This window comes from Allohahella sp. A8 (assembly GCF_047946665.1).
Taxonomy (GTDB): Bacteria; Pseudomonadota; Gammaproteobacteria; order Pseudomonadales; family Oleiphilaceae; genus Allohahella.
Window position 1 is genome coordinate 4,060,039 of the sequence record NZ_CP172312.1, and the last position, 25,728, is coordinate 4,085,766.

A 25,728-nucleotide genomic window follows, 5' to 3' on the forward strand; every position below is an offset into this window, starting at 1 on the left:
TCGATGTTAACCGCTTAGATGCATCCAACTGTGACGTAATGTTAATTCCCGAATGGCGATCCAAGGCGGTTGTTCTACCTGTCGAGCACTTCGTCCAGACGTCTGTGCATCTGCTCCAGCGACTGTTCGATGGCGGAGTCACGTGTCGAGGCCTGCATGGTCTCGTAGCTCAGATTGAGGGCCGCCATCACTGCAATTCGCTCCAGCCCATGTACCTTGCCAGTATTTCGAATCTCGCGCATTTTCGTATCGAGCGCACTAGCTGCTTCCCGCAGGCCACTTTGCGCTTCTGGTGGACAGGCGACCAGATACTCCTTGTCGAGGATGGTGACGGCGACTGCGTTACCGGGCTTGTTCATAGATACCTACTCACGATGACTGCTCCAGAGACTTGAGCCGACCAATCATTGCTTCGATCTTGGACCGGGCCATATCGTTTTTCTGCATCAGCTGCATGCGCTCCCTGTGGAAGGCATCCTGCTGGGCCTTCATCGCCGCATTGTCGCTTTCGAGCTGGCGACAGCGTGCGATAAGACGTTCCATTTTTTCATTGAGCTGTTGAAGCTTGACGACTTCCATTTATTCCTCGTATAGATCAACGCGGGTAAGTAGCCCAGAAGGCGCCCCCGCTCTCTATGTGGTGCTGGCGATATGTCATGCAGCTATGCGTCATGCTAGCATAGCCGGAACGCTTACAGGCGCAAGCACACCCGCACTCTAGATGCGTTCATACTAACCCAGTGGACCAGTATACGTCATGGCTACTCCGCAAAAAGCACTGGCTCAGATTCTTCAGCAACTCAACAGTCCTGTTTCGGCTGCCTATATACACGGCCTGTGGTCTGGCCGTGTTGTAGCTGGCGACTCGGCTTCCATTGCAGCGTCCGAACTGGATCCCTCAGAGCGCGAATCGTTCTCCTCGCTGGACCCAGGCAGGCTCGCCGAAACGCCGTGGTGGCTACACACTGATGCCGTGCTCGATAGTGACGAAACCGTAGACGCACCTTACATCAAGGCATTGGCGCTAATCTTTGGTTATGCCGAGGAGGCGCTGGCTTCAGATGCCATGGATTTCTCACTCTGGCTCGATAACAGTACTGATGACATCGCGGTCAAGCTCGATGAACTCGCCGAATGGAGTCAGGGCTTCCTGGAAGGCTTCTCAGCCTTGTTGGGAGATCAGATCATGGATATCAGTGACGATGCGCAGGAGTTGATCGAAGATCTCATCGCCATAGGCGAGCTCGATCCTGATAGCGCGGCTGAAGAAGTCGAGGAAGGCGCGGAATTCGACTTTCTACAGATCGAGGAATTCGTCAAGACTGCAGTGCTGCACTTCTGGCATGATTTCCGAATCACCAAGACCAGTAAGACGACGGGAACGGAAACTAAGCAGGGTGTTTCGGTAGATGACAGTGACAGTGACTCGCTTGATGGCGTCACCGTACATTGATCTGCGTAAGAGTGGGCTGCCATCGCGCGCGCACTCAGGTTGTCCATATCAATAAGAAGGAAGCAGACCGTGGCAGGCCAGACAGCAACAAAAGCAACGACCGCAGCCAGAAAGCCCGCTGAGGGGAAAAGCAAGCCTGATTCAGGCCGTGCGCCAGCTCGCCGGCCTGACAGCACTGGCTCCGCGAGGATCAGCCGCCGTGAGTTCGACCGTCGGCGCAAGGCGCTCATGGCCATGATGCCAGCTGCCAGTATCGCCATTCTGCCTGCAGCCCCTGAACGAATTCGCAACCGTGACGTCGAGTTTCCCTATCGACAGGACAGTGATTTTTACTATCTGTCCGGTTTCCCGGAGCCGCGCTCAGTGCTGGTTCTGCGTCCAGGCAATCCGCATGGCGAAGCAGTGTTGTTCTGTCAGGACAAGGAGCCGGAACTTGAACGCTGGAATGGTCGGATCATCGGCCAGACGGAAGCGGTCGACGGCTATGGTTTCGATGACGCATTTCCGATCAAGGATATCGACGACATTCTGCCAGGCATGCTTGAGAGTGCCAGTGAGGTTTTTTACGACTACGGCGCCAATGAAGCCTTTGATGCCAATGTGACCCGATGGCTGAACCGAATACGCACACAGATCCGTGAAGGCGCTCGTCTGCCCGATAGCATCAAGCCACTGCAGTACAACCTGCATCACCTGCGTTCCTACAAAAGCGCTGAAGAAATCAAGGTGATGCGTGAGGCGGGCCGAATCAGTGCGGAAGCCCATATGGCAGCCATGCAGCTCTGCAAGCCGGGCATGTACGAGTATGAACTCGAGGCCATCATCAACTATGAGTTCGCCAGGCAGGGCGCCGTGTCCTGGGCGTATCCAGCCATTGTGGGTGGCGGTGCAAACGCCTGCATCCTGCACTACCGCGAGAACAACCAGAAGCTCAAGGATGGCGATCTGGTGCTCATCGACGCCGGCTGCGAACTGGCCTATTACGCGGCAGACATTACCAGGACCTTTCCCGTCAATGGCCGCTTCACCGCTGAGCAGAAAGCGGTCTACGACATCGTGCTCGAAGCACAGCTGCAGTCGATTCAGCAGGTCATGCCCGGCAAGCATTGGAATGAGCCTCATGAGGCATCGGTTCGAGTCATCACACAGGGTCTCAAGGATCTGAAAATACTCAAAGGTTCAATGGACGAGCTTTTGGAGACCAAGGCCTACATGCGCTTCTTCATGCACAAAACCGGTCATTGGCTGGGCATGGATGTGCATGATGTGGGCAGCTACAAGATCGATCGCCAATGGCGGCAGCTGGAACCGGGCATGGTCATGACAGTGGAGCCGGGTATCTATATCGATCCTGACGCCGAGGGTGTCGCCAAACGATGGCACGGTATCGGCATTCGTATCGAAGACGATGTCTGTGTCAGCAAGGCGGGTCCCGATGTGCTGACCGAGAAGGTGCCCAAGCGTACCGAAGATATTGAACAACTCATGGCGTCATGAGCAGCCATTCAAGGATACGATGCTTAAAATTGCCATAGTTGGAAGTGGCCTGGCCGGTTCAGCACTGGCCATGGCATTACGAACCGCCGCTCATCTGGACGTTACGCTGATCGAACAGAGAGCAGTGTCGCTGGAGAAGCATCGGGGCAGCGCATATGACGCGGCAGGTGTGGACGCGGTGGCAGATCGGCGCTCGAGTGCGTTGAGTTACTCGAGCCAACAACTGCTGCAGCGCTTTGGCGTCTGGCAGGATATGGCAGCCTGGGCTGCGCCTATCGAACAGATTGTAGTCAGTGAGCGTGGGCAGTTCGGACAAGTCGCGCTCAGCAGTCGGGAGTGTGGAGTCCCCGCTCTTGGCTACGTTATTCCCAACGAGGCGCTCGGTCAGGGGATGTTGTCGAGTATGTCCGATGCTGGTCAGGGCCGGTTCAGGCTACTGTCACCCGCCACCTTGTCGCAGGCCAGCTTCACCGAGGATCGTTACTGGGCGCTTGAGCTCGCCACGGCAAACGGTGTGATCCGCGAGAATTTCGATCTGCTGGTCCTTGCGGACGGTGGTCAGGCCGCTGAACTGTGCAGGATGGGCCTCCAAGCGCAAGGTAGCGCTTCGGATGCGCTATTCCGGCAGCACCGGCACGATTATGGTCAGGTTGCTGTTATCGCGAATATCCGTAGCCGTACCGGTCATGATAATCGCGCTTTCGAACGATTTATCGATGAAGGGGCAGTGGCGCTTTTGCCGCTGGCTGGCGACAGCAGTCGCTGGTATTCCCTGATCGTGACTGTGAACAGCGATCGTGCACTGGCTCTGGATGCCCTGGAGGATGCCGCTTTTATCAGCGAAATCCAGAAGTTGGCCGGTTTCGAGCCCGGCGCATTTACAGCGGTAAGAGCCCGTCAGTCTTACCCGCTTTCTCTGCTGGACATGCCCCAGCAGGTAGGTCCTGGCTGTGTAGTGATCGGTAACGCTGCGCACACGCTGCACCCTGTGGCGGGGCAAGGTTTCAATCTCACCCTGCGGGATGTTGGCGCACTGGCTCACGTGCTCAGTAGTCGTCAGCTACAGGATGCCGGCGTGCCTGCAATCGAGCCAGCCCTCAGAGCCTATGGCCAGATGCGGTATCCCGATCAGCGTATGCTGATTGAAATTACCGACCTGCTGGTGGAGCTGTTCATGCGACCTGGGAGCACTCTGCCTGCCAGTGCGAGTGATCGTCCCAACCGCTGGTTACCGGAAGCGGTAGTCTCTGCATTGCGGAGATCGCGCAGGGCGGGTTTTGCCTTGCTTAATACCATGCCCTTCGCACGACGCGAATTTGCTGAAGCGGCTATGGGACTCTGGGCGCCTCAGGCATCGCCCTGGCAGCCGGCGAGCCAGTCTTCAGCCTCATCAGGTTCCATTACTCATGCCGAGGCCGCTACAAGCACATGACCCATGATTCCAATACCGCGATCGACCCGCTAGACGACGGGTATGATGTCGTCATTATCGGTGCCGGGCTCGTTGGTGCGGCACTCAGTCTTCGCTTACTTCAGTTAGGTCTTCGGGTGGCGCTGGTTGATCCCGGTCTTGTGCTGACGACCGGGACGGCAAAGCCGGACGGCATCGCGCCCCCGGCCCGTGGTCTCGATGACTACGATGTGAGGGTGAGCGCGCTTTCTCCGGCTTCGCAGACCCTCCTCGAGGAGATCGGTGTCTGGCCTGCCGTGCAGGCCTCAGCGCAGCCTTACACCAGCATGAGGATCTGGGATTCGCGAAGCGGTGGTCGCATCGCCTTCGATGCCGTGGACGTCCAGCAGTCGGATCTTGGATGCATCCTGGAAAACAGGATAGTCCTTACCGCGCTCTATCAGAGACTTGCTGACGCAACCGAACAGGCAGATTCGCAGCTGCGGCTGATACGCGGAAAACTGCGGGCAATAGCGCCAGTGCAGAACGGATTGCGCTCGCTCGTAATCGACCAGCTCGGAACCGACGGTCGCTCCGTAGATCAGCCCTTGCTGATAACGAGCCGACTGACCGTTGGAGCAGACGGCCCTGGATCTCAGACACGCCGGTTACTGGATGTGCCGACACGCGAGTGGGATTATGGCCAGCAGGCCATCGTAGCCACTGTCGCTTTCGACGAGCCTCATGATCAGGTGGCGTGGCAGCATTTCACGCCCAGCGGACCGCTCGCGCTACTGCCGCTTCGGGCAAGAGAACAGGGTCCCGGCACCGCTCATGAAGGAAGGCTTGTCTCCATCGTCTGGTCCCAGAACCACGATGAGGCGCGTGCACTGATGGCTGCTGATGACGATGGATTCCTGCAGCATCTGAATGGCGCCGCTGAGGGCTGCATCGGCAGGGCTATCGATATCGGGAAGCGGGTGGCCGTGCCGCTGAGACAGTGCCATGCGCGAAGTTATCATGCTGATGCAGCCGTGCTCATTGGCGACGCTGCACACGTCATTCATCCTCTGGCGGGTCGTGGGGTAAATCTCGGTCTGAAAGATGTCACAGCGCTGGCGGCCTCGTTATCGCGAGGGCTCGGCCGGGGTCTGCCACCTGGCCATAGGGAAATACTCAAGCGCTACGAATTGCAACGACGGCCGGACAATCTGGCTGTGATGGCCTTGATGGAAGGATTTCATCGTGGCTTTACAAGCCACTCAGTCCTGGTAAACAGTCTGCTGAATCGGGGGATGTCCGCCGTACATGCGCTGCATCCTCTGAAGCGGAAAATCATCAATCTTGCCATGAGCTAAGCCGGCGCAAGATTGGTCGAGAGGCAGTGGTTATCGGGCTTTCACCCGCTGCTCACAGGAGCAGGGCACCCACTAATGCAGGGAGGGCGGTCTCGACCCGCAGCACTCGATCACCGAGCGATACGGCCTCGAAGCCAGCTTCCAGAAATCGCTCGACTTCATATGGAATGAAACCGCTTTCCGGTCCCACGGCAAGCGTGATCGGGGCGCCCTCACTGGCCCGAAAATCCGCTGAGGGGAGGCCATTCACTGCGCCTAGCAGTCGCCGCGTGCCTTGGGTAATCGCTGGCAGGTCGTCCTCGACGAAGGGTTTGAAGCGCTGGTGCAGCGTGATTACCGGCAGCTGCGTATCCATCGACTGTTCAAGACCGAGCAGTGTGTTGGCAAACATCGCCGACTCAGTCAGGTAAGGTGATTGCCAGTAGCTCTTGTCGACCTTCCTGGCATGGCAGACACAAATCCGCTTGATCCCCAGGGAGACAGCAGATTGCAGTGTTCGTCGCAGCATCTTGGGGCGCGGCAGCGCGAGTACCAGCGTGAGAGGTATGGGCGGGGGCGGCAAGATGGCCATCGAGTCAGGGCGTAAAACCACTGAGCCGCTATCGACGCTGATAATTTCAGCGCGGCCCAGATTACCGCCCATCACGCCGATATCAATCTGATCACCAGGCGTGACCTTTACGATACTGAGCAGGTGAACGGCTCGACGGTCTCCGTTAGGGAGTTTAACGAGTTCGCCCGCAGCTTCTCCAGGCGTCAACAGCAGCAGGTTCATCAGTGCGTCGACGGTTGCTCATCGGATACATCGCCGTTAATGCCAAAGTATCGTGCACAGAATATTCCCGCTTCATATAGCAGCCACATTGGCACCGCGAGCAAGGTTTGTGAGATGACATCAGGCGGTGTCAGAAGCATGCCGATAATAAAACAGCCAACGATGATATACGGCCGCTTGTCTTGCAAACTGGCAACCGACGTCAGCCCAGTTTTTATCAGCAGTATGGTTGCAACAGGAATCTCGAATGCGACGCCAAATGCGAAAAACATCTTCAGAATGAAATCGAGGTAGCTGTTGATGTCGGTCATCATGGCAACGCCCTCAGGGCTGGTCGATGCAAAGAATGCGAAGGCCAGTGGGAATACAACGAAGTAGGCGAAGGCAACGCCTGAATAGAACAGCACCACACTCGTAATGAGTAGCGGAATCGCGAAGCCCTTTTCCTTCTGATATAGAGCTGGCGCAATAAAACTCCAGACCTGGTAAAGAATGTAGGGTACCGCTACGAAAAACGCAGTAAAAAGCGTGAGCTTGAAGGGCGCGAGGAAAGGCGAGGCCACATTGGTGGCAATCATGGTCGCATTAGGCGGCAGCGCTGCTCTGAGCGGCTCGGCGACCGCCGTGTAGAGCTCGTTGGCGAAGGCATACAGTGGAATAAAGCAAACCACTATGGCCAGAACGCAGCGCAGTAATCTGTCGCGAAGTTCGACGAGGTGACTCACTAGCGACTGTTCGCCAGATTCCTGCATGTCGGACTCATCTGTCATGGCTGTTTCGTACGCTCCCCGCCTACCTGGTCCGGCTGCGGTGTAGTAGGTGTGACGGGTTCAGGTTGATCGACAGGCCGAGTGGCTTGTCCAGGCGTTTGAGCTGCTGACGGCGTGGCCTGTTCAGAAGGGCGCAACTCCGGTTTCACTGCCTTGGCGCCTGCGACGGGATCGCGAACAATGCTGTCTTCGAAATCCTTGGCCCGGTCCAGTGCCTGACGAACGGTGCCCTGAATATGCTCGACCCCGAGCGTATCACCTTCCCTGCGAAGTTTCTCACGAAACTCTTCGGCCTTGAGCTGCTTGTCGATCTCGCTGGTGAACTGCGAGGTCATACGGCGCAACTTGCCGAACCACAAGCCAGCACTTCGTGCTGCCCCGGGCAGTCGCTCGGGGCCGAGAACCAACAGTGAAATCACGGCAATAAGTACAAGTTCAAGAAAACCAATGTCAAACATATACCAGATTCACCAGGCAGTACTTGGACAGGCGCTCGTTGTGCATCAGGCGCGGTATCAGCTTTTCTTGGTATCGGCTGCTGACCGTGTTTCCACAGCAGACCCAGAACTGCTTTCCGAAGCCAGTGGATCTGAACCATTACCCTGAGGCGTCTGCTCGCTGATCTGCGAATTGGCGGTCTTCTTGGGCTCGGGCTCGACCTTGTCGGCGTCGTCTTCGCCAACAGCCTTCTTGAAGCCCTTGATCGCTCCGCCCAGATCAGAGCCGATATTCTTCAGTCGTTTGGTTCCGAACAGCAATACCACGATCACCAGAATGATCAACAACTGCCACATTGAAATACCCATATCTAACCTCTCGATCGTGCGTCTCTTGCGGGCTGAACGCTCAGCAACTCGTCCGAAGGCGCGCATTGATGGTGTCTGACTGTGCTTCAGGCCAGCACTCGTGATCTGGCATCCTCGTCTTTGAATATTACAACACTATGACACCCATTGGCGCATCAGGGTTTACGACTGTTTTTCTCATCGATACCTGACAGGCCAAAACGCCGCGCAAGTTCACGCAGCACATCTTCGTGAGAACAGTCGAGATGCTGCAGTGCAAGCATGCAGTGAAACCACAGATCTGCAGTTTCCGAAACCATGTCCTGTTTCAGCCTATCCAGTTCGGCGCTTGCCGATTTCTGCCCGGCTTCCAAGTCCTTTGCGGCCAGGATGGTTTCAGTACATTCCTCGCCTACCTTCTCCAGTATCTTGTTCAGGCCTTTACTATACAGCGTGGCGACGTAGCTGGAATCTGGCGGCGCGTTCTTTCGCCCAGCCAGTACACGGTCCAGTTCAATCAGCACCCGGCTTGAATCTGTGACGAGCGCAGTGCTGGTGTTGCTATCCCCAGCGCCGTCCTGTGGTGTCTTTTCTCTATCGCTCATGAATGTCCTCTTTGTTCGATTCAGGCCGGCCGGAACCCTTCGAATACACCGCGCTCATGTCTTTCAGAACGGTACTATTCTCGACCCATTCCGGCCTGGCTTCCCTTACTTCGAGGGTACGAAAAAAGCAATTCGCCCGACCGGTGTGGCAGGCAATTCCGCCAACCTGTTCCACATCAGCCACGATGACATCGCCGTCACAATCCAGTCTGAGCGCATGCAGCTTCTGAACGTGGCCGGACTCTTCACCCTTGTGCCAGAGTTTTTGTCGGGATCGCGACCAATAAACAACTTCACCGCGGCGAAGCGTTTCAAGCAGGGCTTCTCGGTTCATCCACGCCTGCATCAGAATTTCCCGGCTCGTCGCATCCTGGGCGACGACGTTGACGAGCCCGTCCTGATTCCAGCGAACGTCATCAAGAAAAGCGGACTCACCGTCCATGGGTGTATCGACTCTAAACATTTGTACTCCCGTCGATCTGAATAAGATTGAGAATGTCCGGATTCATGAGCGGACGACAGCCCAGAGGGCAAGCGGCAGGACTGAAGGCACCAGCCAGGTATTGCTTTCGATCCAGATGATCCAGGGTGGCGTGACGCTTACGAAGAAGCCAGCTACGCCGGCGCAGAGCGCAAGCACGACGATGCTGGTGACGGCTATGAATTTCTCCATCAGACGATGCTGAGCGTTGCCCTGGCTGGCAGCAGCCGACTTTCGGCTACTGGTAAGGTCGCGGCCAGCACCAGCACTTCTTGAGCGGCCGATCTCCTGCCGTTCACGGTACTGCAGATGCCCACCGACAGCTGAGCTGCCTGCGATGTTCTGGAGGGCGTTGTAGACAAGTTCTGGTACTTCCGGCGAATGTTCCAGCCATTCAGGCAGGCGCTCGCGCATGGCCTGAAGCAGGCCAGGTGGTCCAATTCGGGACTTCATCCAGCGCTCGAGATAAGGTTGCGCGGTCTGCCACAGATCGAGTTCCGGATAGAGTGTGCGACCAAGCCCTTCGATATGGACGAGTGTTTTCTGAAGCAGCACGAGCTGTGGCTGGACTTCCATTTCGAAGCGTCGCGCCGTTTCGAAAAGTCTTAATAGAAAATGGGCAAATGAAATCTCCGCCAGTGGCCGCTCGAAGATTGGCTCACAGGCAGTCCTGATTGCGGCTTCGAACTCACCAATCGGCGTATAGGGCGGCACCCATCCGGAGGCCACGTGCAGGGTGGCAACAGCCCTGTAATCCCGTCTGAAGAACGCGAGCAGGTTCTTCGCCAGATAGGCCTGGTCTTCCTCGGCGAGAGAACCCACGATGCCACAGTCGATGGCGATATAGCGCGGATCCTCGGGCTTGGAGGCATCTATGAAGATATTGCCTGGATGCATGTCGGCGTGGAAGAAGTTGTCACGGAACACCTGGGTGAAGAAAATCTCCACGCCGCGCTCTGCCAGTAGCTTCAGGTCGACGTCCAGGGACCTGAGTGCGTCGACCTGCGATATTGGAATGCCGTGGATGCGTTCCATGGTGAATACACGATCACCGGTCAGTGGCCAGTGCACAGCAGGCACATACAGCAGGCGAGCATCGGCAACCGATGAGAAATTGCGCTTGAGTTGCGATGTGTTAGCTGCTTCGCGCGGCATATCCATTTCATCAAGAATGGTTTGCCGGTAATCCGCCACGACCTGAGGTGCATTGAGACGGTGGCCTTGGTCGACACGACGCTCGACGAAATCGGCCAGCAGTGCCATCAATCTGGTATCGCGGTCGATACGCAGCCGGATGTCAGGCCGTGTGACCTTGATGACGACCTGCTGGCCGTCGGGCAGACGGGCAGTGTGGACCTGGGCTATCGAGGCTGACGCCAGCGGCGTCTCGGAGAACTCCTGCACCCGAGCCTCGATCGGACACTGCCACTGGCGCTCGATGATCGCGCGAGCGACGGCGCCATCGAACGGTGCCACTTCATCCTGCAGACGGCTCAGCGGGATGGCGATGTCAGGAGGCAGCAGGTCGGGGCGGGTCGATAGCAGCTGACCGACCTTGATAAAGATGGGCCCAAGTTCTTCCAGCGCCTTCTGAAAAGCATCGCCACGGTTCCCCGGGGGCGCAGGGAACAGCCGCCAGGGGCCGAGCGCGAGGATGAGTGCCAGTGATCTCGAGCAGTACTCTCGCGGAATGAGCCGGTCCAGTCGATAACGGCTGAACACCCAGAGAATCTGCAGACAACGCCATACGCTGCTCAAGCGTCGGTCGCCTTCTTCGTAAATCGCGCTTCGAGGGCTATCAAACGCGCCTCCACTCGATCGGCCTGCTTTCGCAGTTCAAGCGCATCATCGGCAAACAGTTCAAACTCACGCGGGTGGGGCAGGGTGGCGCGTTCGTCCTGCAAATAGGCTTGCACATCGCTACGAAACCGTTCGGCGGTGCTGTGTAGCCAGTCGAGCGCACCGCTCGCTGTAGTGCCAAGAACCGAGGCTGTCTCAACCCCCACCGTATCGGCAACGAGCTGCGACCACTGAATATCCAGGTCCCTCCGGATCGATTCGAGCGCCTCCAGAAGCGCTGCATTACCTTCTATCCTCACGCCCTCACGCTGACCTTTCAGGGTTGCAAGCAGCTGCAGTGGCGTGCCCTTGAGCCAGACCATGTCCGGCAGCGGCGAAGCAGCAGCATCGCTCGCGCGCTGCAGCGGGTAACCGAGGCGTATGACTACTGGATTTGCTGGCGCTGCATCAACTTCGATGCCAAGCAGGCGGCCATCGAGCCTCCGCAGCGCCTCTGCGGAGGCAGCATCGTAGCTCAGTACGGCATTGACACGCTTGAGTATGCTTTCGATCATGAGCTACGCCAGCTCAGGCCTTGATGCCAGTGTGCAAGGCGACGATACCGTCACTGAGGTTGTAGTACTTACACAGGCTCAAGCCGGCAGTTTCAAGCATGCCGAGCATGGTGTCCTGATCTGGGTGCATACGAATGGATTCGGCCAGGTATTTGTAGCTTTCGCTGTCCTGCGCCACGAGCTTGCCCATCATGGGCAGGGCCTTGAAGGAATAGGCATCGTACATTTTCGCCAACAGCGGATTTTGCGGTTTGGAAAATTCGAGCACCAGTAGGCGACCGCCTGGTTTGAGCACGCGGCACATTTCGGCCAGAGCGGCATCCTTGTCAGTCACATTGCGCAGACCAAAAGCGATGCTCACGCAATCGAAACTATCCTCGGGAAACGGTAGCTTTTCCGCATTGGCCTGCACATATTCGAGCGGCGCCGCATAGCCCTCATTGAGCATGCGCGTGCGTCCGACTTCGAGCATGCTGGCATTGATGTCGGCCAGGACCACTCGGCCCTTGGGTCCAACGATGTCGGCGAACTTGCGGCTGAGATCGCCAGTGCCCCCGGCGATATCGAGCACGGAATAGCCCTTGCGAACACCACTCTTTGCGATGGTGAAGCGCTTCCACATTCGATGGACGCCGAACGACATGAGGTCGTTCATAGCGTCATAGCGTCTGGCAACCGAGTCGAACACAGCGCCCACCTTGGCCTGTTTCTGTTCAACCGGAACCTGACTGAATCCGAAATGAGTATTGGTTTCCTGACTCATGCGCGCTGCCTGTACTTCCTGTGGAGAAACATTTGCCGGCGGAGCACGTACTCAGAAATGAAACGCTCTGCCGGCGCGATCGCTTGTCGCTGCGAGCCCATTATCTTAACCTGATAGCCTTAATACGGCCATGGAAACCACAGATATGTCGAACATCAAAGTGTCACGTCAGCACAACCTGCCAATGGATGAAGCAAGATCGAAGGCAGAAGCGCTTGCCGAAGACCTGGGGCGTGAATTCAATGTAAATTACGAGTGGAACGGCAATCAGCTGGATTTCAAGCGAAGTGGGGTGAAAGGCGACCTCAAGGTGAAGGAAAACAGTATCGATGTCGATCTTCACCTCGGCCTGCTCGCACGGCCATTCAAGTCAAGGATTGAGCAGGAACTGCACAAGCATCTCGACCACTTGGTCAGGGGCTAGGGACTTTCAGAGCTGAAACGGTTTTTCCATGTGCCGAAGCGTTTCAGCGTCGTGACTGTACAGATGCTCGAGTAGTGCGCTTTCGCGATTTGAAACAATATCAAGCAGCTCGGCGACACCGCCCATATTGCGAAACGCGGTAAAGCCTCTCATCAGAAAGCCGTGTAGCTCCGCCAGACCAGCCATTTCGGCAGCACCTTCACTGATCTGCAAGGCAAACAGGATGCTCCGGCTGGTCACGTAGCGCTCGAGCTCCAGACCGAGCGTTCGCGTGAGCTGTATCTGACGCTGTCGCGCGTCTTTGTTGTCACAGCGTCTGAAGGCTGCGGCATACTCGCCTTGCGATAGCCCGGCAATCCGGGCTGCGAGCCCGGGCTCTCTAGGCTCGCTGTCCGTGGTCGGCCTTATGAGCGCTGCGAAATCTTCGGTCAATGCATCGAGCAACCGATCATCCAGTTGCTGTGTCAGCATATTCAGGTCGGTCAGATCCGCCATTACCCCTAACAGCTTCTGCGGTAGCAGCTTCACAATCTTCGGAAAGATCCGCTCCAGATCGGCATCCCGTTGCATCAGGTTCTTCGGGGCGTAGAGGTCGTTTAACAGGAAGACCAATGCCTCATGGTACCTGGGCGACTCGATGAGATCCTTGTGAGTTTCTGTCAGCCGGGCCATCTGTACGGCCTGCAGCGCGGCCACGGCCTGCGTTCGGTCAGACTGCGGTGAGCGGTGCTCATGACGGTAGTGATGATAATCCAGCAGCGACTGCTGCAGACGCTGAGCCTCACCTGACTTGGGCTTTACGCCCAGGAGCTTGTGTTTGGACATGCCGATCGTTCTATTCCGTATATCTACTCGGCGACCCGGGCAAGAGTGGGCCGAATTGGCGTGGCGTGGACCAGTCTGGAAGGGAGTCTCGGGATCCATGATCCGCAGTCAAGTGTGATGAAATGACTGCTGGCATCGGTCTCCACGATGCTGATCGCATTGTGCGATTTCCTTGCACTTCTCAGCATGGCGGCGCGGTCGAGGACACGGTCCACCCGGGGAATCAGTATGGTGCCATTGGGCACATTGTCGTAGGCGGAGCAGTCACGATTCATCATCCAGTCCCGCAAGTCCTCGATGTTATGGACGAGCGTCATGTACTCCTTGATTGAAGTAAAAATATGCGGCATGAGCTGGCGCTTGCGGTTGGTCAGTGTACCGAAGAACGTCGGCGCATAGGATGCCGAAGGAGCGGAAGTGATAAGTCTGATCAGGAGCGGCCAGGTCGTATGATTCATTGGTCTTATGAGGCGGCGGACCAGCGGGTGCAGTCGGCCCTCCGGCAGCACAGGTGCTTCCAGTACAACCTCGACATTTATGAAGAGGTCAGGGCGGAGGCTCGCCGCTTCAATGATGACGGCACAACCACGTGAGTGACCATGAATGCGAACGTGGGGCGCCGTCGGCAGGTTGGCAAGTGCCTGAATCAGAATGGCGGCATCATGCGAAATGGTACCGGCCGGGGCATCGATATCGGTTTGCCAGTCGGCTGTCATGACCGTAGGTCCACTCACCGGCAGATGATAGCCGCTGCATGTCAGTAGGATCAGCTCGGTGTCGGCTGCCTGGTAGGACTGGGTGTAATAGCAGAAGTTCTCGAGAAAACCGTGTACGCCAATGACGGTATGACGCGCCTCGGAGCTGTGATTCCGAATGGCAACCGAACCTTCCCCTACCTGGTACACTCGGCCAGAGAACATTTCGGAGTAGGTAGGCGAAACAGGACGCAGCAGCCTGTTCTTCGATTCTGCGAGACTACTCATGCGCCTCCTTGGGCTTGTTATTGGCCTGTTGATGGCCTTGGGTGCTCGTACAATTACCTACGGATTTGTGATGGCGATCTCATAAAAGCGATAAGCCATAGTGTAGTACGAACGACCGCTGATTTACGAACAATTCACATGCGCACTTTGACCTTTCTGATGCGATTGAACAATAACAGTACAATTGATTGCGCCGTGGTCGAATCTCTCGTTAGAGTACGCCATGCTTAGCGACTTTCCGATTGATCCTGTAAGTGGTAATGACGCCGCCTGGTTACGCCTGGACCGGCCCACGAACCATATGATCATCACTGCCATGGCGATTACCGACGCCCTGGAGCCGACACGTTTTACCCAGCTGATTGAGCAGCGTTTCGCTCATCTTCGAAGGTTTTGCTGTCGGCCGGTACTCCACTCCGGCGTCTACCTGTGGGAACAGGTGGATACGGTCGATCTGTTAAAGCACATACGTCATGAGCGCCTGCCGCCAAATGCCGGTAAATCTGAGCTCGAGCATTTTGTCAGTGCTCTGCAGAGTCAGCCGCTGTCGCCCGATCGTCCGCTCTGGGAATTTATCCTGCTCCAGGGGTATGGGAGCCAGAGCGTCGCCATTATGAGAGTCCATCATTGCTATGCCGATGGGCTGGCGCTGATATCAATATTCGCCGCGCTGACAGATGGCGACCCTGACGGTCCCGCGGGAGGGTCAGGCGACTCTGAAGCTGGCAAGGTCAGTCATGGTGGTGCAAGTTCGCGCCGGCGGCGCACGGCCCAAAGTATCAAGGCCGGGCTTGAGGCGGTGAGCCACGGGGTAGAGCGGGTAACTCAGCTGAATTTCCGGCTGAGCCCGGAGAGCTATCATTGGCTCAAGGCAGAAACGCTTGAAGGCCGTGGACTGCAGTTGCTGAATTCTGCTGCTGAATTTGCTCGATTGGCAGCGCTGCCACGAGATCCTGAGACAGCCATGAGCCAGCCATTGGGGGAGCGGAAGCGGGCCCTCTGGTCGGCGCGCTTGCCGCTGGATGACTTCAAGATGGTCGCCCGCCAGTACGGAGCAAGTGTCAACGATGTTCTGCTGTCTTGCGTGGCTGGCGGTCTTGGCAAGTATCTGGCCGATCGGCAAAGTGTCGAAGAGAGTCTCGAGCTGAGAGCTACAGTTCCGGTAAACCTCAGGCCAGCCACTCAGTCGCCTTCGTTAGCGGCTGCAAACGACGGATCTTCACAGCATCAGGCGGACGATGAGGACGACCTGCTCGGAAACCAGTTTGGAACGATATTCATTCCGCTGGCAGTCGGTCTGCGAAATAGGGTCGAACGTCTGTACAAGACGAAACACGATATGCGAGCGCTTAAAGGATCGGTACAGCCAATGCTGTCGCACATCGTCATCGGCGCGGCCGGCTTGCTGCCCACTGTCCTGCAGCAGCCACTGATGGATTCATTCAGTAACAAGACCAGCTTGGTGCTGTCCAACGTGCCGGGCTCGAAAGAGCCGCGCTTCATAGCCGGCAGCGCCGTCAACGAATTGATGTTCTGGGTTCCGCAGGGTGGCGAAACAGGGCTCGGAATCAGCCTCTTGAGTTACAATGGCTTCGTGCAGATCGGACTGTTGTGTGATCCGCAATGCGTCGATGTGCCGCAGCAACTGATGGACAGCATTTGTAGTGAGCTGGATGATTACCTCGCGGCTTGACCGTATATTGCCGATTCATTCAATTTTATTAGCGGCCAGTCCGGTTAAGATGGTCAAGGACCAGGGCATTCGGCTCAGGCCGCCGCTGTACATGTAAGCCGACCACGCTGAGACAAGATTGATGACAAGACCAGATTCGAACGCCCCCGGGTTTTCTACGCTTTCGAAAACGCATGCTGCCATGGGCTTCGCAAGGTGTCCGCTGCCTCTCGCAGCCGCAGCAATCGCCTTCCTGGGGCTCGGCGGCTGTAGTGAGCTGGAAAACGACCCTAAAAAGCCGTTCGTGAAGGGCGCGCCGAGCCTGGTTGCCGGTCAGTTCAATACCACCGAGTTTACTCTCGTGGACAATCGTGCGAGGTATATGCGAACGGGTATCAATGGCTCGTCCAGCGGCGGCCATCAAGATTGGTTCTCCTATAATGAAGCCACCGAGGCTCATGGCTTTATCAGAGGCTTCACCTACCGTTTTACGCCTGAGCGCTGGCTGGGTGAGCGAGCAAACAAACGGCAGGTCGGTGACAGGACGCCCAATGGCGACATGATTCTGATGGCTGACCCAAGCACCAACAGCGTGTCACTTTCACTGCGAGCGGCGCCGAACGGCACCACAACGGAGGCCTTCAACGCATTTCAGCCCGACCTCACGCTGGGGCCATATCGCTGCCTCGAATATAGTGTCGGCTACGACAAGAGTGGCGCAGCAATGGCGTTTCCGGATGTCTGGACCTCAGAGGCCACCTTCAATCCGGATGGCTCTGGTTCATACATTTACCTGAACGACTCTGGGTTGGTCGAGCAGAACCGACCTCCGCGTCCCTTCAACTACATCAGGGGCTCTGCCGCGGTAGGTGGTATTGGTGCGCTGCTGATTTCTGATGCCAGTGCCCGACAGGCCAATCCACTGGAACCTACACAGCCTATCCTTTCGCCGGGTCCCAATCTCGACGAAAACCATTTCGCCGATATCATCGCAGATTCGTTCCGTATCGATTGTGGCGATGAGTATCTCATCGATCCAGCGAACGACGCAGGTGAAGGTAACGGTCTCGAGCGTCGTATCGAGACGCGGCCGCAGTATTGTAACGCGGCAGCCTTCGGCGCGGCCAACGTCGACGGAAGCGTGTTATTCGCCTCCAGACAGTTTTATGAAGCACTTGCCAACCGCCCTCGAGGTGTCGTCGAGACGATTTATTCGGCCCCTGGTGGCGGGCTACGGGCTATGCAGAGTCAGCAGATCTGCGTCCGGGTCTCGTCTGAAAAGAGCGATGCATCACTGGCTGGCGCCTGGTGGCAGGCCGAAACCTATGTCGACGACGGTGTCGCTGTAACTGCATTCGCTGAACTCATACTGAATGATCAGGGGATTGGCGAGAGCCGGCAGATAGACGTAGCGGGAAATATAGCGCCAAGAACCGCGGAGGTTCAGTTCTTCGTGGATTCCAACGGAGTACTCAATTTTGGCGGAGGACTGGGTATCGTCAACGGCGAGGAAACCTTCTTCATCTATAACGCGTCGGACGACACTGGTAAGAAAGGGATTGGCTTTGCCATCCGGCAGAATTTGCCGCCAGAAGATTTAGCTGAAAGAATCGGTGAGACACCGGAAGATGAGTTGCTCGATGACCAGTGACACTCAGGCACATCTCGCGAAGCTGCTGGAGCAGACAGCACTCATTCACTGGGACGAGCTTCAGGTCCACTTTGCGCGGGGGGCTCTGATCCGTGTGGCGGACAATGTTGATCTTGTAGAAACAGCGCTCAGTATCGTCAAGAACGACACCGCTGCGGTTAAAGGACTTCAGGAGCTCAAGCAACTGGACGCGCCGAATGATGATGACGCCAGAGCCTGGGCTGACCAGAATCCTGAGTTCTGGGCGCTCGTCATTGCCCCATGGGTGCTTATTCAGGGACCCATCCCGCCAAAGGAATGAAGCCGACTGCCTTCGTTCCCTTTTCCCCGCCGGCGATGCCGTCTGCTTGTAAATCTTTCACGCTGCTCCAACCCGAAACTGCAAAATACTCCACAGTTTCGCCCCAAGCTCAGCTCGATAAAGCTGCTATTTAAGTTAAGTTCCTGATTTTAAATCCGATATTCAAGTTGGCCTGTTTATTGGATATATGTCCGTGTGTGTAAGCGAAGCAGGACCAGGCGCGAGTCTGTAAGCACGGATGCTATCCCACTTCCCCGACCTAGCAGTCGGTCCCACTGGCCTTCATTTGGCGATTGCGACATTACATTGATAGCTACGGCAGATATGGGGAATTGGATCGTGACCACAAAATATCAACAGGGCGCCACTGTCGAATGGCGGTGGGGTCAGGGCAAGGGCGCTGGAAAAGTCAAAAGCAGTTTCGAAGAAACGGTAAGCAGGAAAATAGCTGGCAGCGAGATAACGCGGCATGGCAGCAAGGAAAATCTTGCCTACTATATCGAGACTGATGACGGCGAAAACGTATTGAAACTACATAGCGAGTTGGAGAAGCAGTGATGGCAAAGATGCTCTATAGCGTGGCAACGTGTGATGACGTAGCAGACAAAATCGTCAACAGTCTGACCGGTGTTGGAATTTCGCCCAACCAGATCACGCTGCTTCGGCGTCTAAAAGCCCATAAGGACTGCGCGAAGGTGAACTCATCATTTCGATGCGTCACTAGCGGTCATGATGATTACTTCCAGGCATCTGGCATGTCGGTCAATGAGTCCAAGCCTTATCGCCAAGCGTTGGAGGAAGGCCGCATAGTGATCGCGTTGAGCTTCGGCATCAGTGGGCAGGCCAGCGCACCGGTGATGGACCAGGGTTCAGCCAAACCGAAGTCCAGCTACAGTGCACCGATGCTTCAGACCGCATGAGAGGACGGTCAGGCAGCAATTTGCTGTGGTGTCGTCCCTCTGAAGCTGTCATGAGCTGCAGGAAAGTGCAGCAGCACCCGGGTAGCTTTCGGCCCAGTCAGGTCGCTTCCCGTATACGTCAATAGCCGTGAGTCTCTTGTAGGGAGCACGGCTTGCACACATCAGGTCATCAAGCATCTTCGAATCGCCTTCATCAAGTGCCTCAAAGGCTCTCACTAATAAATAATTGCGAGGGATAAACACAGGGTTATTGGCGCATAGCGTTTCTATCTGATGCCTTTCGCTAACCGCTTGCGGTCTATTCCTTACCTTCGCGTGATAGGCATGGAGTCGCTTGTAAGCAGCGAACCAATTTGACCATTGCCCTAAATCGTCATCCCCCAGCTTCTCATAGGCAACCGACGACAGGCGCTCACCTAAAGCTCCTTCGGCGCCAGTATCGAGCAATGTGCCGTCCAGTACATCTTCATCTGCCAACATATTGAAAAATAGTGTAAAATCTATTTTCGATGTCTGCATCAGCCGGTCCAGATCTGTCGTAAGCGCAGTTGCATCCGAGCGTTCCAGCAGGTCACTGGCATCGTCGAAGCCAAGCTTGCCCAGTCGCATGGTTTGTATCGCCTTCGCCAGGTATTGCTCAGCCGCCTCAATAGTTGACGTGAGGGCGGGAACGTCCTCAATCAATGGGTACAAGGCATTAGCGAAGCAGGCAAGATTCCAGCGGGCAATGCCCGGTTGATTGCCGAAACAGTAGCGCGCCTCCCGGTCAGAGGTATTCGGTGTGAAGACAGGATTGAAATCTTCCTGCCAGCCGAATGGTCCGTAATCGATGGTGAGGCCAAGGATGGACATGTTATCTGTGTTCATGACGCCGTGAATAAAGCCCACTCGCATCCATGCCACGATCATATCCATCGTCAGGTGGCAGACGGCGGAGAACCACTGCAGGTAGGTCGCTTTGGTGTCGTGGGGATCCCTGGCGGCGTGAATCTCCGGGAAGTAGTGTCGAATAGTGAAGTCGGCGAGCTGCCTCAGGCGCTCCGTCTGCCGGCGGGCCGCAAAAATTTCGAAGTGACCGAAACGGATGAAGCTTGGCGCGGTCCTGCACACGATGGCGCCTGTTTCACTGCGCGGGTGGCCATCGTAAAACATGTCGCGGACGACCTCCGCACCGGTGGTGCAGAGCGACAATGCACGAGTGCCGGGCACGCCCAGATGATGCATGGCCTCACTGCAAACATACTCCCTGACTGAGGAGCGCAGCACAGCCCGGCCATCGGAACCGCGACTGAATGGGGTTCTTCCGCTACCCTTTAGCTGGAGCTCGATTCCTGCGGTTTCACCAAGCAGGATTGCTCTGCCATCGCCGAGCTGCCCGGCCCAGTGGCCAAACTGGTGTCCACCATACACGGTCGCGACAGGGTTCATGCCTGACAAGGATTCATTGCCGGTAAATATTTCCGCCAACTTCTGCCTCAGGTCTGCATCGTCGCCGAGCGAAGGTAGTCCCGCCTCTCTCGCCGCGTCGTCTGACCAGGCGAGCAGGCGTGGCTGAGGCACCTTTTCCGGCAGGCAGGGTACGTAAAAAGCATCGGTGACCTGCTGGGGCTTGCGCATATCCAGCGTGGCGCCACCGAGTTCTTCGGTAAACCTGTTATGGAAGGGCGGGGTAGTCAGCATCGTGTGGTCTGCGCCTCGTTTGCTTCGTAAACAGAACATTGGTCTTATAAGGATTGAACATGTTACCAGCGTTGGAAATCGAAACCAGCCCGCAGCCTGACGCAGCAGTTATCCTGCTGCACGGACTCGGGGCTGATGGCAACGATTTCGGACCCATTGTGTCCGAGCTCAAACTGCCGCCGAATGCGGCTATACGATTCATATTCCCTCATGCGCCAGCCATCCCCGTCACCATCAACCGGAACTACGTCATGCCGGCCTGGTATGACATAACGTCCATCGATATCGATCGGACAATAGATGCCGGTCAGCTTCGTGCCTCAGCTGAACAGATTGCGGCTTTCGTGGATCGTGAAGTGACACGCGGCATTCCACCGGAGCGAATCGTGATTGCGGGATTCTCGCAGGGTGGCGCCGTAGCCTATGAACTCGCCGCATCCGATGAACGAGTCTTTGCGGGTCTCCTGGTGTTGTCCAGTTATTTCGCCACTCAGCAGGATGCACAATGGCGCCGGCTGAAGGATAAGTGCCAGCATATGCCCGTCATGATCATGCACGGACAGGCCGATAACATCGTCAGTGAGTCGCTGGGGCGCAGTGCCTGCAAGATCCTGTGTGATCTCGGCCTGCAGGTCAGCTACAAAACCTATCCGGTGGGCCATAGCGTTCATCCGAGGCAGATCGAGGAAATTTCGAAATGGCTGCAAACTATCTTGCCGGTACGTTCGTGACAGGCCGTGTCGTCCTGACGTTGCTGGTCGCGGTATGGTTGTCCGGCTGTCAGGAGCGCTCGCCTTCTGGAGAGGAGAGCGGGAAAGCTGTCCTTGAAAACGGCTACGCCCAGCTTTACGAACTGACGTCCACGCTCAAGAGCTCTGACACCATACTCAACTTCAAGCAATCAACGGATGGTTTTGGTGAGCTGGTAAGCGAGTTGGCTACGGATGAAGCGAGCATGGCCGAGTATCTCGAAGCGCTTGCGAAAGAGCCGCCGGGGTATGACTTGGCCAACACGGGCTATCCCGAGATCAGCAAACGTAGCCTGAACTCGGCAAAGTCGGACAGACTATTGTCTTACTCGCCTTTTTTCGGGCGCACCAAAGATAACTTCGAGCGGACCTATCTGCTGAGTCTGTCGAACGCGCTCACGCAACAGTACCATTTGCTCGAGGTGATGATCGACCTGGAGCGGGACAAGGAGCGTTTGGTGATGCTCAAGGAGTTCCAGAGCGACGTCAGCCGATACTATGATGAGGTGGTAGCCAAACTGAACCGGCAGCACTTCAAGGAAAATATCCCGGGCCCTTCTCTGGAAGAAGGGGCCTGAGCGTCAAGTGAGCAGCGGTAATGGCGTACACAGTATTCAACCGATAAGCCCGAGTTTGCGGCATCCGGAATACCGACTCGAGTTTGTTCGTCATCTTGAGCAGCAGCCTGAGCTTGTGACGTCTGCGCTGGTGGCGGAAGCCGAGGCGGGCGCCTTGTCAGACAGCGGCCCGGGTAACTCGTCATCAGGGTTCGAGGACCTTGCGCAAGGGAGGGCGAGCTGGCTGGTTGCGCTATTGCGGCTGGATAGTCTGCATGCCAGGGTCGACAGGGCTGCGGTACAAAGCCTGTGGGTGCTGTGCGTGGTCTTCGCCCTGCTTGGTGCCCTCGCTGCTGCACAAGGCTTCGATCCAGGGCAACAGACGGTTAATTTCTTCTGGTTACTTGTTGTCCTGCTCGGCGTCCATCTGGCTGCACTGCTGTTCTGGTTACTGGCATTCCTGAGCAGGCCCTTTCGCCAGTCCACGGTAAAGGTGCCCATGTTGCAAAGTGCCGGCCTGTGGCTGGTCCAGAAACTCGCCCGAGTTCTCGCCCCAGATACTGCAGCAAGAGACCATGAACAGGCTGGTTCTGTGCAACCGGCTCTCTCCATGACGACAGTTGCTGCGGTATGGGCACGCCTGCAGACCAAAGCTGGTTTGGGCTTCTGGAACTTCAGCCTGCTAAGCCATGCAGTCTGGACCGCTTACCTGATCGGCGGCTTCGGTATGACGCTCCTTCTATTGTCGTTACGGCAGTACGATTTCGTCTGGGCCACAACAGTGTTGTCGAGTGAGACCTTCGAGCAGATGAGCGCACTGCTCGGGCAAGTGCCTCAACTACTGGGCATAACGGTGCCGGATGCCCAGCTGGTTCAGATCAGTCGGACCGGTGTGGAAACCAGCTCCGAAACAGCGAGCATTGCCCGGGTGCTCTGGTCGAATCTTCTCATGACCAGTCTGGTGCTCTGGGGTGTAATTCCTCGAGTGGTCTTGCTTGCCATAAGCCTGGTTGGACGCGCTACAGCCATGCGAAAGGTCTCATTGGACCTGGCGAGCCCGTATTATGTTGGCCTTCGCCAGCATCTGCTGACCGGATATCGCCGCGGCGGCATCATCGATCCTGATCATGCTGGCCGCTCGCATGACGAGGTGAGCAGCAGCCCGTCAGCGTCCGCCAAGCTGCCAGAACGCTACGATATCGCAGCCATTTATCTCGATCCGCAGTTGCCTTGGCCTCTCCGCGATCTGAATCCACAACATGACCTCGGATGTATCGACGATGCAAAATCCGAAGCCGTGGTTACGGCTGCAGCAGCAGCCTCGAGCTGTCCCCACCTCGTGCTTTGCTCGCATCTGGCGACCGTGCCGGACCGCGGTGTCCGCCGGATCGTCGGCGCCTTGAAGCGCAATTACAGGGGGCGGGTGCATCTTGGGCTGCTAACGCCAGACGACCGTCCCGCCGATCACAATCGCCTCGAAGACTGGTATCGCCTCGCGGCAGCCGTTGGTATATCGCTGGATGACATCATTCAGCTGCCAATCCGCGCGCCGGGCTTCACCGCCGCCTCTCCAGTTGAGGAAGATGATCGACATGCCGACTGAAAACACGAGCCCTCGACCTTCAGCACAGGCGCCGATCCGTATTGCCATAGTCGGCCATACCAATGTCGGCAAGACCTCGCTGATGCGCACCCTGTTGCGCGACAGCCGCTTCGGCGAAGTGTCCAATCATCCAGGTACGACCCGACACGTTGAAGCCGCTAGCATATTGTGCCGCGATCAGGCGGTGATCGAACTGCATGATACGCCTGGTCTGGAGGACTCGATCGGACTGCGTAGCGCGCTGGAGAGCTTGCCCGCAGGTCGGGACGACACCGGCCAGACCCGCTTGAGACAATTCATAGCTCACGCCGACGAGTTTGCCGAACTCGATCAGGAACTCAAGGTCGTCCGTCAGTTACTGGCGAGCGATTTACTGTTTTATGTCATCGATGTTCGCGAGCCGCTCGTCGGCAAGTATAGAGATGAGCTCTACGTGCTCAGTCTTGCCGGCAAGGCCGTGATTCCGGTGCTCAACTTCATTCACCAGTTTCCCAACCACAGCATGCAGTGGCGTGAATATCTCGGTCAGCTGAACTTCCATGCACAGGTGCAGTACGACACGGTCGTGTTTCGGCTTGAAGACGAGAAGCGCCTGTTTCAGAAGATACAGTCTTTGCTTGGTGAGCAGTACGACAGGGTGCAGCAGCTCATCGACGAGCGGCATGCCCAGGCGCTGCAGATCAGGCGAGCATCTGCAGCAGCCGTGGCTGAGTTGATCATCAACGTAGGCAGCTACCGGAAAACGCTCAGTGCCGCCACGGCGACCCTGCCCGAAATTGAAAAGAATGAGGTGATAGCGCTGCAGGACCTCACGCGACAGGCAGAGCAGGTCTGTACGCGACAGATCATCAAGCTTCATCGCTTTGCACCCGACGATGTCCGCGAAGCCTTTCTGCCTGTACAGGATGGCAGTTGGAAGCTCGACCTCTTCGACGTGAATACGCTGAGGACCTTCGGTGTAGAGGCGAGTAGTGGTGCAGCCAAGGGCGCCGCTGTGGGTGCTGTTCTTGATGGACTGACGGGCTTTATATCGCTGGGTGCCGCCGCTGCAACTGGTGCCCTTGCCGGTGCCCTATTCTCGACTGGCGCCAGATATGGTCGGGACCTGCAGGCCGCGGTCACGGGCAAGCGGACCCTGTGTGTAGACGAGCCCACGCTGCGCCTGTTGTGGCTCCGACAACTGCAGCTTTTGACCGACCTGGGCTCACGCGGCCACGCCATGCAGGTACAGATGCAGATGACATCGGTCGATGCAAGCGATCTCCCCAAGGCTTGGAACAGCTGGTTACGGCAGATGAGAGCCAATGCAAACTGGAGTGAACTGGCTCCGGACAATCGTAGACGCGCAGCAGATCCCGGTCGTAGTGCGCTGGCTAGCGCTATTGCCGAACATCTTTTTGCGTCGGTCTGAACAAAGTCGCTGCGCCCTTCGTAATGTTCTCATCAATTGAAAACATGAGACATGGAGAAGTATATGAATACAGTCACTCGAGCGGGTAACAAGGCTAGTCATCTTGCAGAACAGTATGCGCTCTCGACCAGAGCCTATCTGAATGAGGCAGTGCAGAGCGGTCAGAAAGAACTTGAGACGGTCACTCACAGAGTGAATGACCTGGTGGGTGAGCTGAAGAGTCAGGGCAACTATATCACTGAGCCGACACTGCAGTTTTTTCAGGAGTCCCTCAAGCAGCCAATTCAGCGCATCAGGCACCCCCTGTCTACTGTAAAAGGCATCGCGTCAGTGTGCGAAAGCACCCTGGACCGCGCCTTCAGGGTGGCGAGTCAGAACTACGATACGCTACGTCGTAACTGGACCAGAACAGATGATACCAAGGCTGATCTGACCACGCGGGAGCAGTCTGCCTACGCCGATGCCATCAACTCAGCCATCGATCAGGCTATCAACAAGCCGGCAGGTACGCGAACTACATCGGCCAGTGGCGAGCATGACGATCTTCAGCGCCTGCCACAGGTTGGACCGGCATTGGTTCGAAAGCTGCACGCCGCTGGCATCTACAACTATCGGCAGATTGCTGAGCCCACGGACGAGGAAAAGCGAAAGTTGGCCCAGTTCGCGAAGATCAAGTCTTACCCAGCCTGGGTAGAAGAAGCGAAGCGCCTCATCAAGTAGT

The 25,728-nt window shown here is 56.7% G+C and carries 29 protein-coding genes; 15 read left to right on the forward strand and 14 right to left on the reverse strand.

What is annotated here, in order from left to right:
* Positions 1–74 precede the first annotated feature (74 nt).
* On the reverse strand, positions 75–359 hold the full coding sequence (locus ACH3PB_RS18190; protein ID WP_416396859.1) for a cell division protein ZapA: 285 nt from the start codon (positions 357–359) through the stop codon (positions 75–77).
* A 10-nt stretch (positions 360–369) separates the two neighbouring features.
* On the reverse strand, positions 370–579 hold the full coding sequence (locus tag ACH3PB_RS18195; RefSeq protein WP_416396860.1) for a TIGR02449 family protein: 210 nt from the start codon (positions 577–579) through the stop codon (positions 370–372).
* A gap of 178 nt (positions 580–757) precedes the next feature.
* Between ACH3PB_RS18195 and ACH3PB_RS18200 the strand changes: the two genes are divergently transcribed.
* The 4 genes from ACH3PB_RS18200 (at position 758) to ACH3PB_RS18215 (ending at position 5,698) form a co-directional block, all read left to right on the forward strand.
* Positions 758–1,453 carry a UPF0149 family protein gene (locus tag ACH3PB_RS18200; RefSeq protein WP_416396861.1) on the forward strand — a complete coding sequence of 232 codons (696 nt, stop codon included), beginning with the start codon at positions 758–760 and terminating at the stop codon, positions 1,451–1,453.
* A 69-nt stretch (positions 1,454–1,522) separates the two neighbouring features.
* Positions 1,523–2,950 (forward strand): Xaa-Pro aminopeptidase, encoded by a 1,428-nt coding sequence (pepP, locus tag ACH3PB_RS18205; RefSeq protein ID WP_416396862.1) that lies wholly within the window; start codon positions 1,523–1,525, stop codon positions 2,948–2,950.
* Positions 2,951–3,020: 70 nt separating this feature from the next.
* A complete protein-coding gene (locus tag ACH3PB_RS18210) occupies positions 3,021–4,382 on the forward strand; it encodes an FAD-dependent monooxygenase (protein ID WP_416396863.1) in 1,362 nt (453 codons plus the stop codon).
* Positions 4,379–5,698: an FAD-dependent monooxygenase gene (locus ACH3PB_RS18215; RefSeq protein WP_416396864.1), complete on the forward strand. Its 1,320-nt coding sequence runs from the start codon at positions 4,379–4,381 to the stop codon at positions 5,696–5,698. Before ACH3PB_RS18210 ends, ACH3PB_RS18215 begins: the two co-directional genes overlap by 4 nt.
* 52 nt (positions 5,699–5,750) lie before the next feature.
* Here ACH3PB_RS18215 and ACH3PB_RS18220 read toward each other — a convergent pair whose 3' ends face one another.
* The 9 genes from ACH3PB_RS18220 to ubiE form a co-directional block, all read right to left on the reverse strand.
* Entirely contained in the window at positions 5,751–6,473 is a 723-nt protein-coding gene (locus tag ACH3PB_RS18220; protein WP_416396865.1) for a 16S rRNA (uracil(1498)-N(3))-methyltransferase, read from the reverse strand.
* The gene (tatC, locus tag ACH3PB_RS18225) at positions 6,473–7,243 is read right to left on the reverse strand and encodes a twin-arginine translocase subunit TatC (RefSeq protein ID WP_416396866.1); all 771 of its coding nucleotides are present in this window, start codon (positions 7,241–7,243) and stop codon (positions 6,473–6,475) included. The genes ACH3PB_RS18220 and tatC overlap by 1 nt, the downstream gene beginning before the upstream one ends.
* Complete coding sequence (tatB, locus tag ACH3PB_RS18230) at positions 7,240–7,701, reverse strand: Sec-independent protein translocase protein TatB (RefSeq protein WP_416396867.1); 462 nt, start codon at positions 7,699–7,701, stop codon at positions 7,240–7,242. The genes tatC and tatB overlap by 4 nt, the downstream gene beginning before the upstream one ends.
* A 57-nt stretch (positions 7,702–7,758) precedes the next feature.
* Positions 7,759–8,049, reverse strand: coding sequence for a twin-arginine translocase TatA/TatE family subunit (tatA, locus tag ACH3PB_RS18235; protein WP_416396868.1), 291 nt, complete (start codon positions 8,047–8,049; stop codon positions 7,759–7,761).
* A 155-nt stretch (positions 8,050–8,204) separates the two neighbouring features.
* Positions 8,205–8,633 (reverse strand): phosphoribosyl-ATP diphosphatase, encoded by a 429-nt coding sequence (locus tag ACH3PB_RS18240; protein WP_416396869.1) that lies wholly within the window; start codon positions 8,631–8,633, stop codon positions 8,205–8,207.
* Positions 8,623–9,096: a phosphoribosyl-AMP cyclohydrolase gene (hisI, locus tag ACH3PB_RS18245; RefSeq protein ID WP_416396870.1), complete on the reverse strand. Its 474-nt coding sequence runs from the start codon at positions 9,094–9,096 to the stop codon at positions 8,623–8,625. The genes ACH3PB_RS18240 and hisI overlap by 11 nt, the downstream gene beginning before the upstream one ends.
* A gap of 42 nt (positions 9,097–9,138) precedes the next feature.
* Entirely contained in the window at positions 9,139–10,872 is a 1,734-nt protein-coding gene (ubiB, locus tag ACH3PB_RS18250) for a ubiquinone biosynthesis regulatory protein kinase UbiB (RefSeq protein WP_416396871.1), read from the reverse strand.
* The gene (locus ACH3PB_RS18255; protein WP_416396872.1) at positions 10,869–11,468 is read right to left on the reverse strand and encodes a hypothetical protein; all 600 of its coding nucleotides are present in this window, start codon (positions 11,466–11,468) and stop codon (positions 10,869–10,871) included. The genes ubiB and ACH3PB_RS18255 overlap by 4 nt, the downstream gene beginning before the upstream one ends.
* A 13-nt stretch (positions 11,469–11,481) precedes the next feature.
* Positions 11,482–12,231 (reverse strand): bifunctional demethylmenaquinone methyltransferase/2-methoxy-6-polyprenyl-1,4-benzoquinol methylase UbiE, encoded by a 750-nt coding sequence (ubiE, locus tag ACH3PB_RS18260; RefSeq protein WP_416396873.1) that lies wholly within the window; start codon positions 12,229–12,231, stop codon positions 11,482–11,484.
* A gap of 145 nt (positions 12,232–12,376) precedes the next feature.
* Between ubiE and ACH3PB_RS18265 the strand changes: the two genes are divergently transcribed.
* Positions 12,377–12,655, forward strand: a complete 279-nt coding sequence (locus tag ACH3PB_RS18265) for a polyhydroxyalkanoic acid system family protein (protein WP_416396874.1) — start codon at positions 12,377–12,379, stop codon at positions 12,653–12,655.
* A gap of 6 nt (positions 12,656–12,661) precedes the next feature.
* On the opposite strand, the gene ACH3PB_RS18270 is transcribed toward ACH3PB_RS18265, so the two are convergent.
* Together ACH3PB_RS18270 and ACH3PB_RS18275 are read right to left on the reverse strand one after the other, a co-directional pair.
* A complete protein-coding gene (locus ACH3PB_RS18270; protein WP_416396875.1) occupies positions 12,662–13,480 on the reverse strand; it encodes an FFLEELY motif protein in 819 nt (272 codons plus the stop codon).
* A gap of 23 nt (positions 13,481–13,503) precedes the next feature.
* Positions 13,504–14,463 (reverse strand): alpha/beta fold hydrolase, encoded by a 960-nt coding sequence (locus tag ACH3PB_RS18275; RefSeq protein WP_416396876.1) that lies wholly within the window; start codon positions 14,461–14,463, stop codon positions 13,504–13,506.
* A 223-nt stretch (positions 14,464–14,686) separates the two neighbouring features.
* On the opposite strand from ACH3PB_RS18275, the gene ACH3PB_RS18280 reads away from it, so the two are divergent.
* The 5 genes from ACH3PB_RS18280 to ACH3PB_RS18300 all read left to right on the forward strand — a co-directional run bounded on the left by ACH3PB_RS18280 (position 14,687) and on the right by ACH3PB_RS18300 (position 19,007).
* Positions 14,687–16,156: a wax ester/triacylglycerol synthase family O-acyltransferase gene (locus ACH3PB_RS18280; protein WP_416396877.1), complete on the forward strand. Its 1,470-nt coding sequence runs from the start codon at positions 14,687–14,689 to the stop codon at positions 16,154–16,156.
* A 121-nt stretch (positions 16,157–16,277) separates the two neighbouring features.
* Positions 16,278–17,786 carry a hypothetical protein gene (locus tag ACH3PB_RS18285; RefSeq protein WP_416396878.1) on the forward strand — a complete coding sequence of 503 codons (1,509 nt, stop codon included), beginning with the start codon at positions 16,278–16,280 and terminating at the stop codon, positions 17,784–17,786.
* Positions 17,776–18,087 (forward strand): DUF2288 domain-containing protein, encoded by a 312-nt coding sequence (locus ACH3PB_RS18290; protein ID WP_416396879.1) that lies wholly within the window; start codon positions 17,776–17,778, stop codon positions 18,085–18,087. The genes ACH3PB_RS18285 and ACH3PB_RS18290 overlap by 11 nt, the downstream gene beginning before the upstream one ends.
* 339 nt (positions 18,088–18,426) lie before the next feature.
* Positions 18,427–18,645, forward strand: coding sequence for a DUF2945 domain-containing protein (locus ACH3PB_RS18295; protein ID WP_416396881.1), 219 nt, complete (start codon positions 18,427–18,429; stop codon positions 18,643–18,645).
* Complete coding sequence (locus tag ACH3PB_RS18300) at positions 18,645–19,007, forward strand: hypothetical protein (RefSeq protein ID WP_416396882.1); 363 nt, start codon at positions 18,645–18,647, stop codon at positions 19,005–19,007. Before ACH3PB_RS18295 ends, ACH3PB_RS18300 begins: the two co-directional genes overlap by 1 nt.
* A 48-nt stretch (positions 19,008–19,055) precedes the next feature.
* Here ACH3PB_RS18300 and ACH3PB_RS18305 read toward each other — a convergent pair whose 3' ends face one another.
* A complete protein-coding gene (locus ACH3PB_RS18305) occupies positions 19,056–20,687 on the reverse strand; it encodes a protein adenylyltransferase SelO (protein ID WP_416396883.1) in 1,632 nt (543 codons plus the stop codon).
* Between the two features lie 59 nt (positions 20,688–20,746).
* Here ACH3PB_RS18305 and ACH3PB_RS18310 point away from each other — a divergent pair, with 59 nt between their 5' ends.
* The 5 genes from ACH3PB_RS18310 (at position 20,747) to ACH3PB_RS18330 (ending at position 25,727) form a co-directional block, all read left to right on the forward strand.
* The gene (locus ACH3PB_RS18310; protein ID WP_416396884.1) at positions 20,747–21,418 is read left to right on the forward strand and encodes an alpha/beta hydrolase; all 672 of its coding nucleotides are present in this window, start codon (positions 20,747–20,749) and stop codon (positions 21,416–21,418) included.
* Positions 21,385–22,014: a hypothetical protein gene (locus ACH3PB_RS18315; RefSeq protein WP_416396885.1), complete on the forward strand. Its 630-nt coding sequence runs from the start codon at positions 21,385–21,387 to the stop codon at positions 22,012–22,014. Before ACH3PB_RS18310 ends, ACH3PB_RS18315 begins: the two co-directional genes overlap by 34 nt.
* A gap of 7 nt (positions 22,015–22,021) precedes the next feature.
* Positions 22,022–23,596 carry a DUF2868 domain-containing protein gene (locus tag ACH3PB_RS18320; RefSeq protein ID WP_416396886.1) on the forward strand — a complete coding sequence of 525 codons (1,575 nt, stop codon included), beginning with the start codon at positions 22,022–22,024 and terminating at the stop codon, positions 23,594–23,596.
* Positions 23,586–25,007: a GTPase/DUF3482 domain-containing protein gene (locus ACH3PB_RS18325; RefSeq protein WP_416396887.1), complete on the forward strand. Its 1,422-nt coding sequence runs from the start codon at positions 23,586–23,588 to the stop codon at positions 25,005–25,007. Before ACH3PB_RS18320 ends, ACH3PB_RS18325 begins: the two co-directional genes overlap by 11 nt.
* Before the next feature lie 63 nt (positions 25,008–25,070).
* Entirely contained in the window at positions 25,071–25,727 is a 657-nt protein-coding gene (locus tag ACH3PB_RS18330; protein ID WP_416396889.1) for a hypothetical protein, read from the forward strand.
* Position 25,728 lies beyond the last annotated feature (1 nt).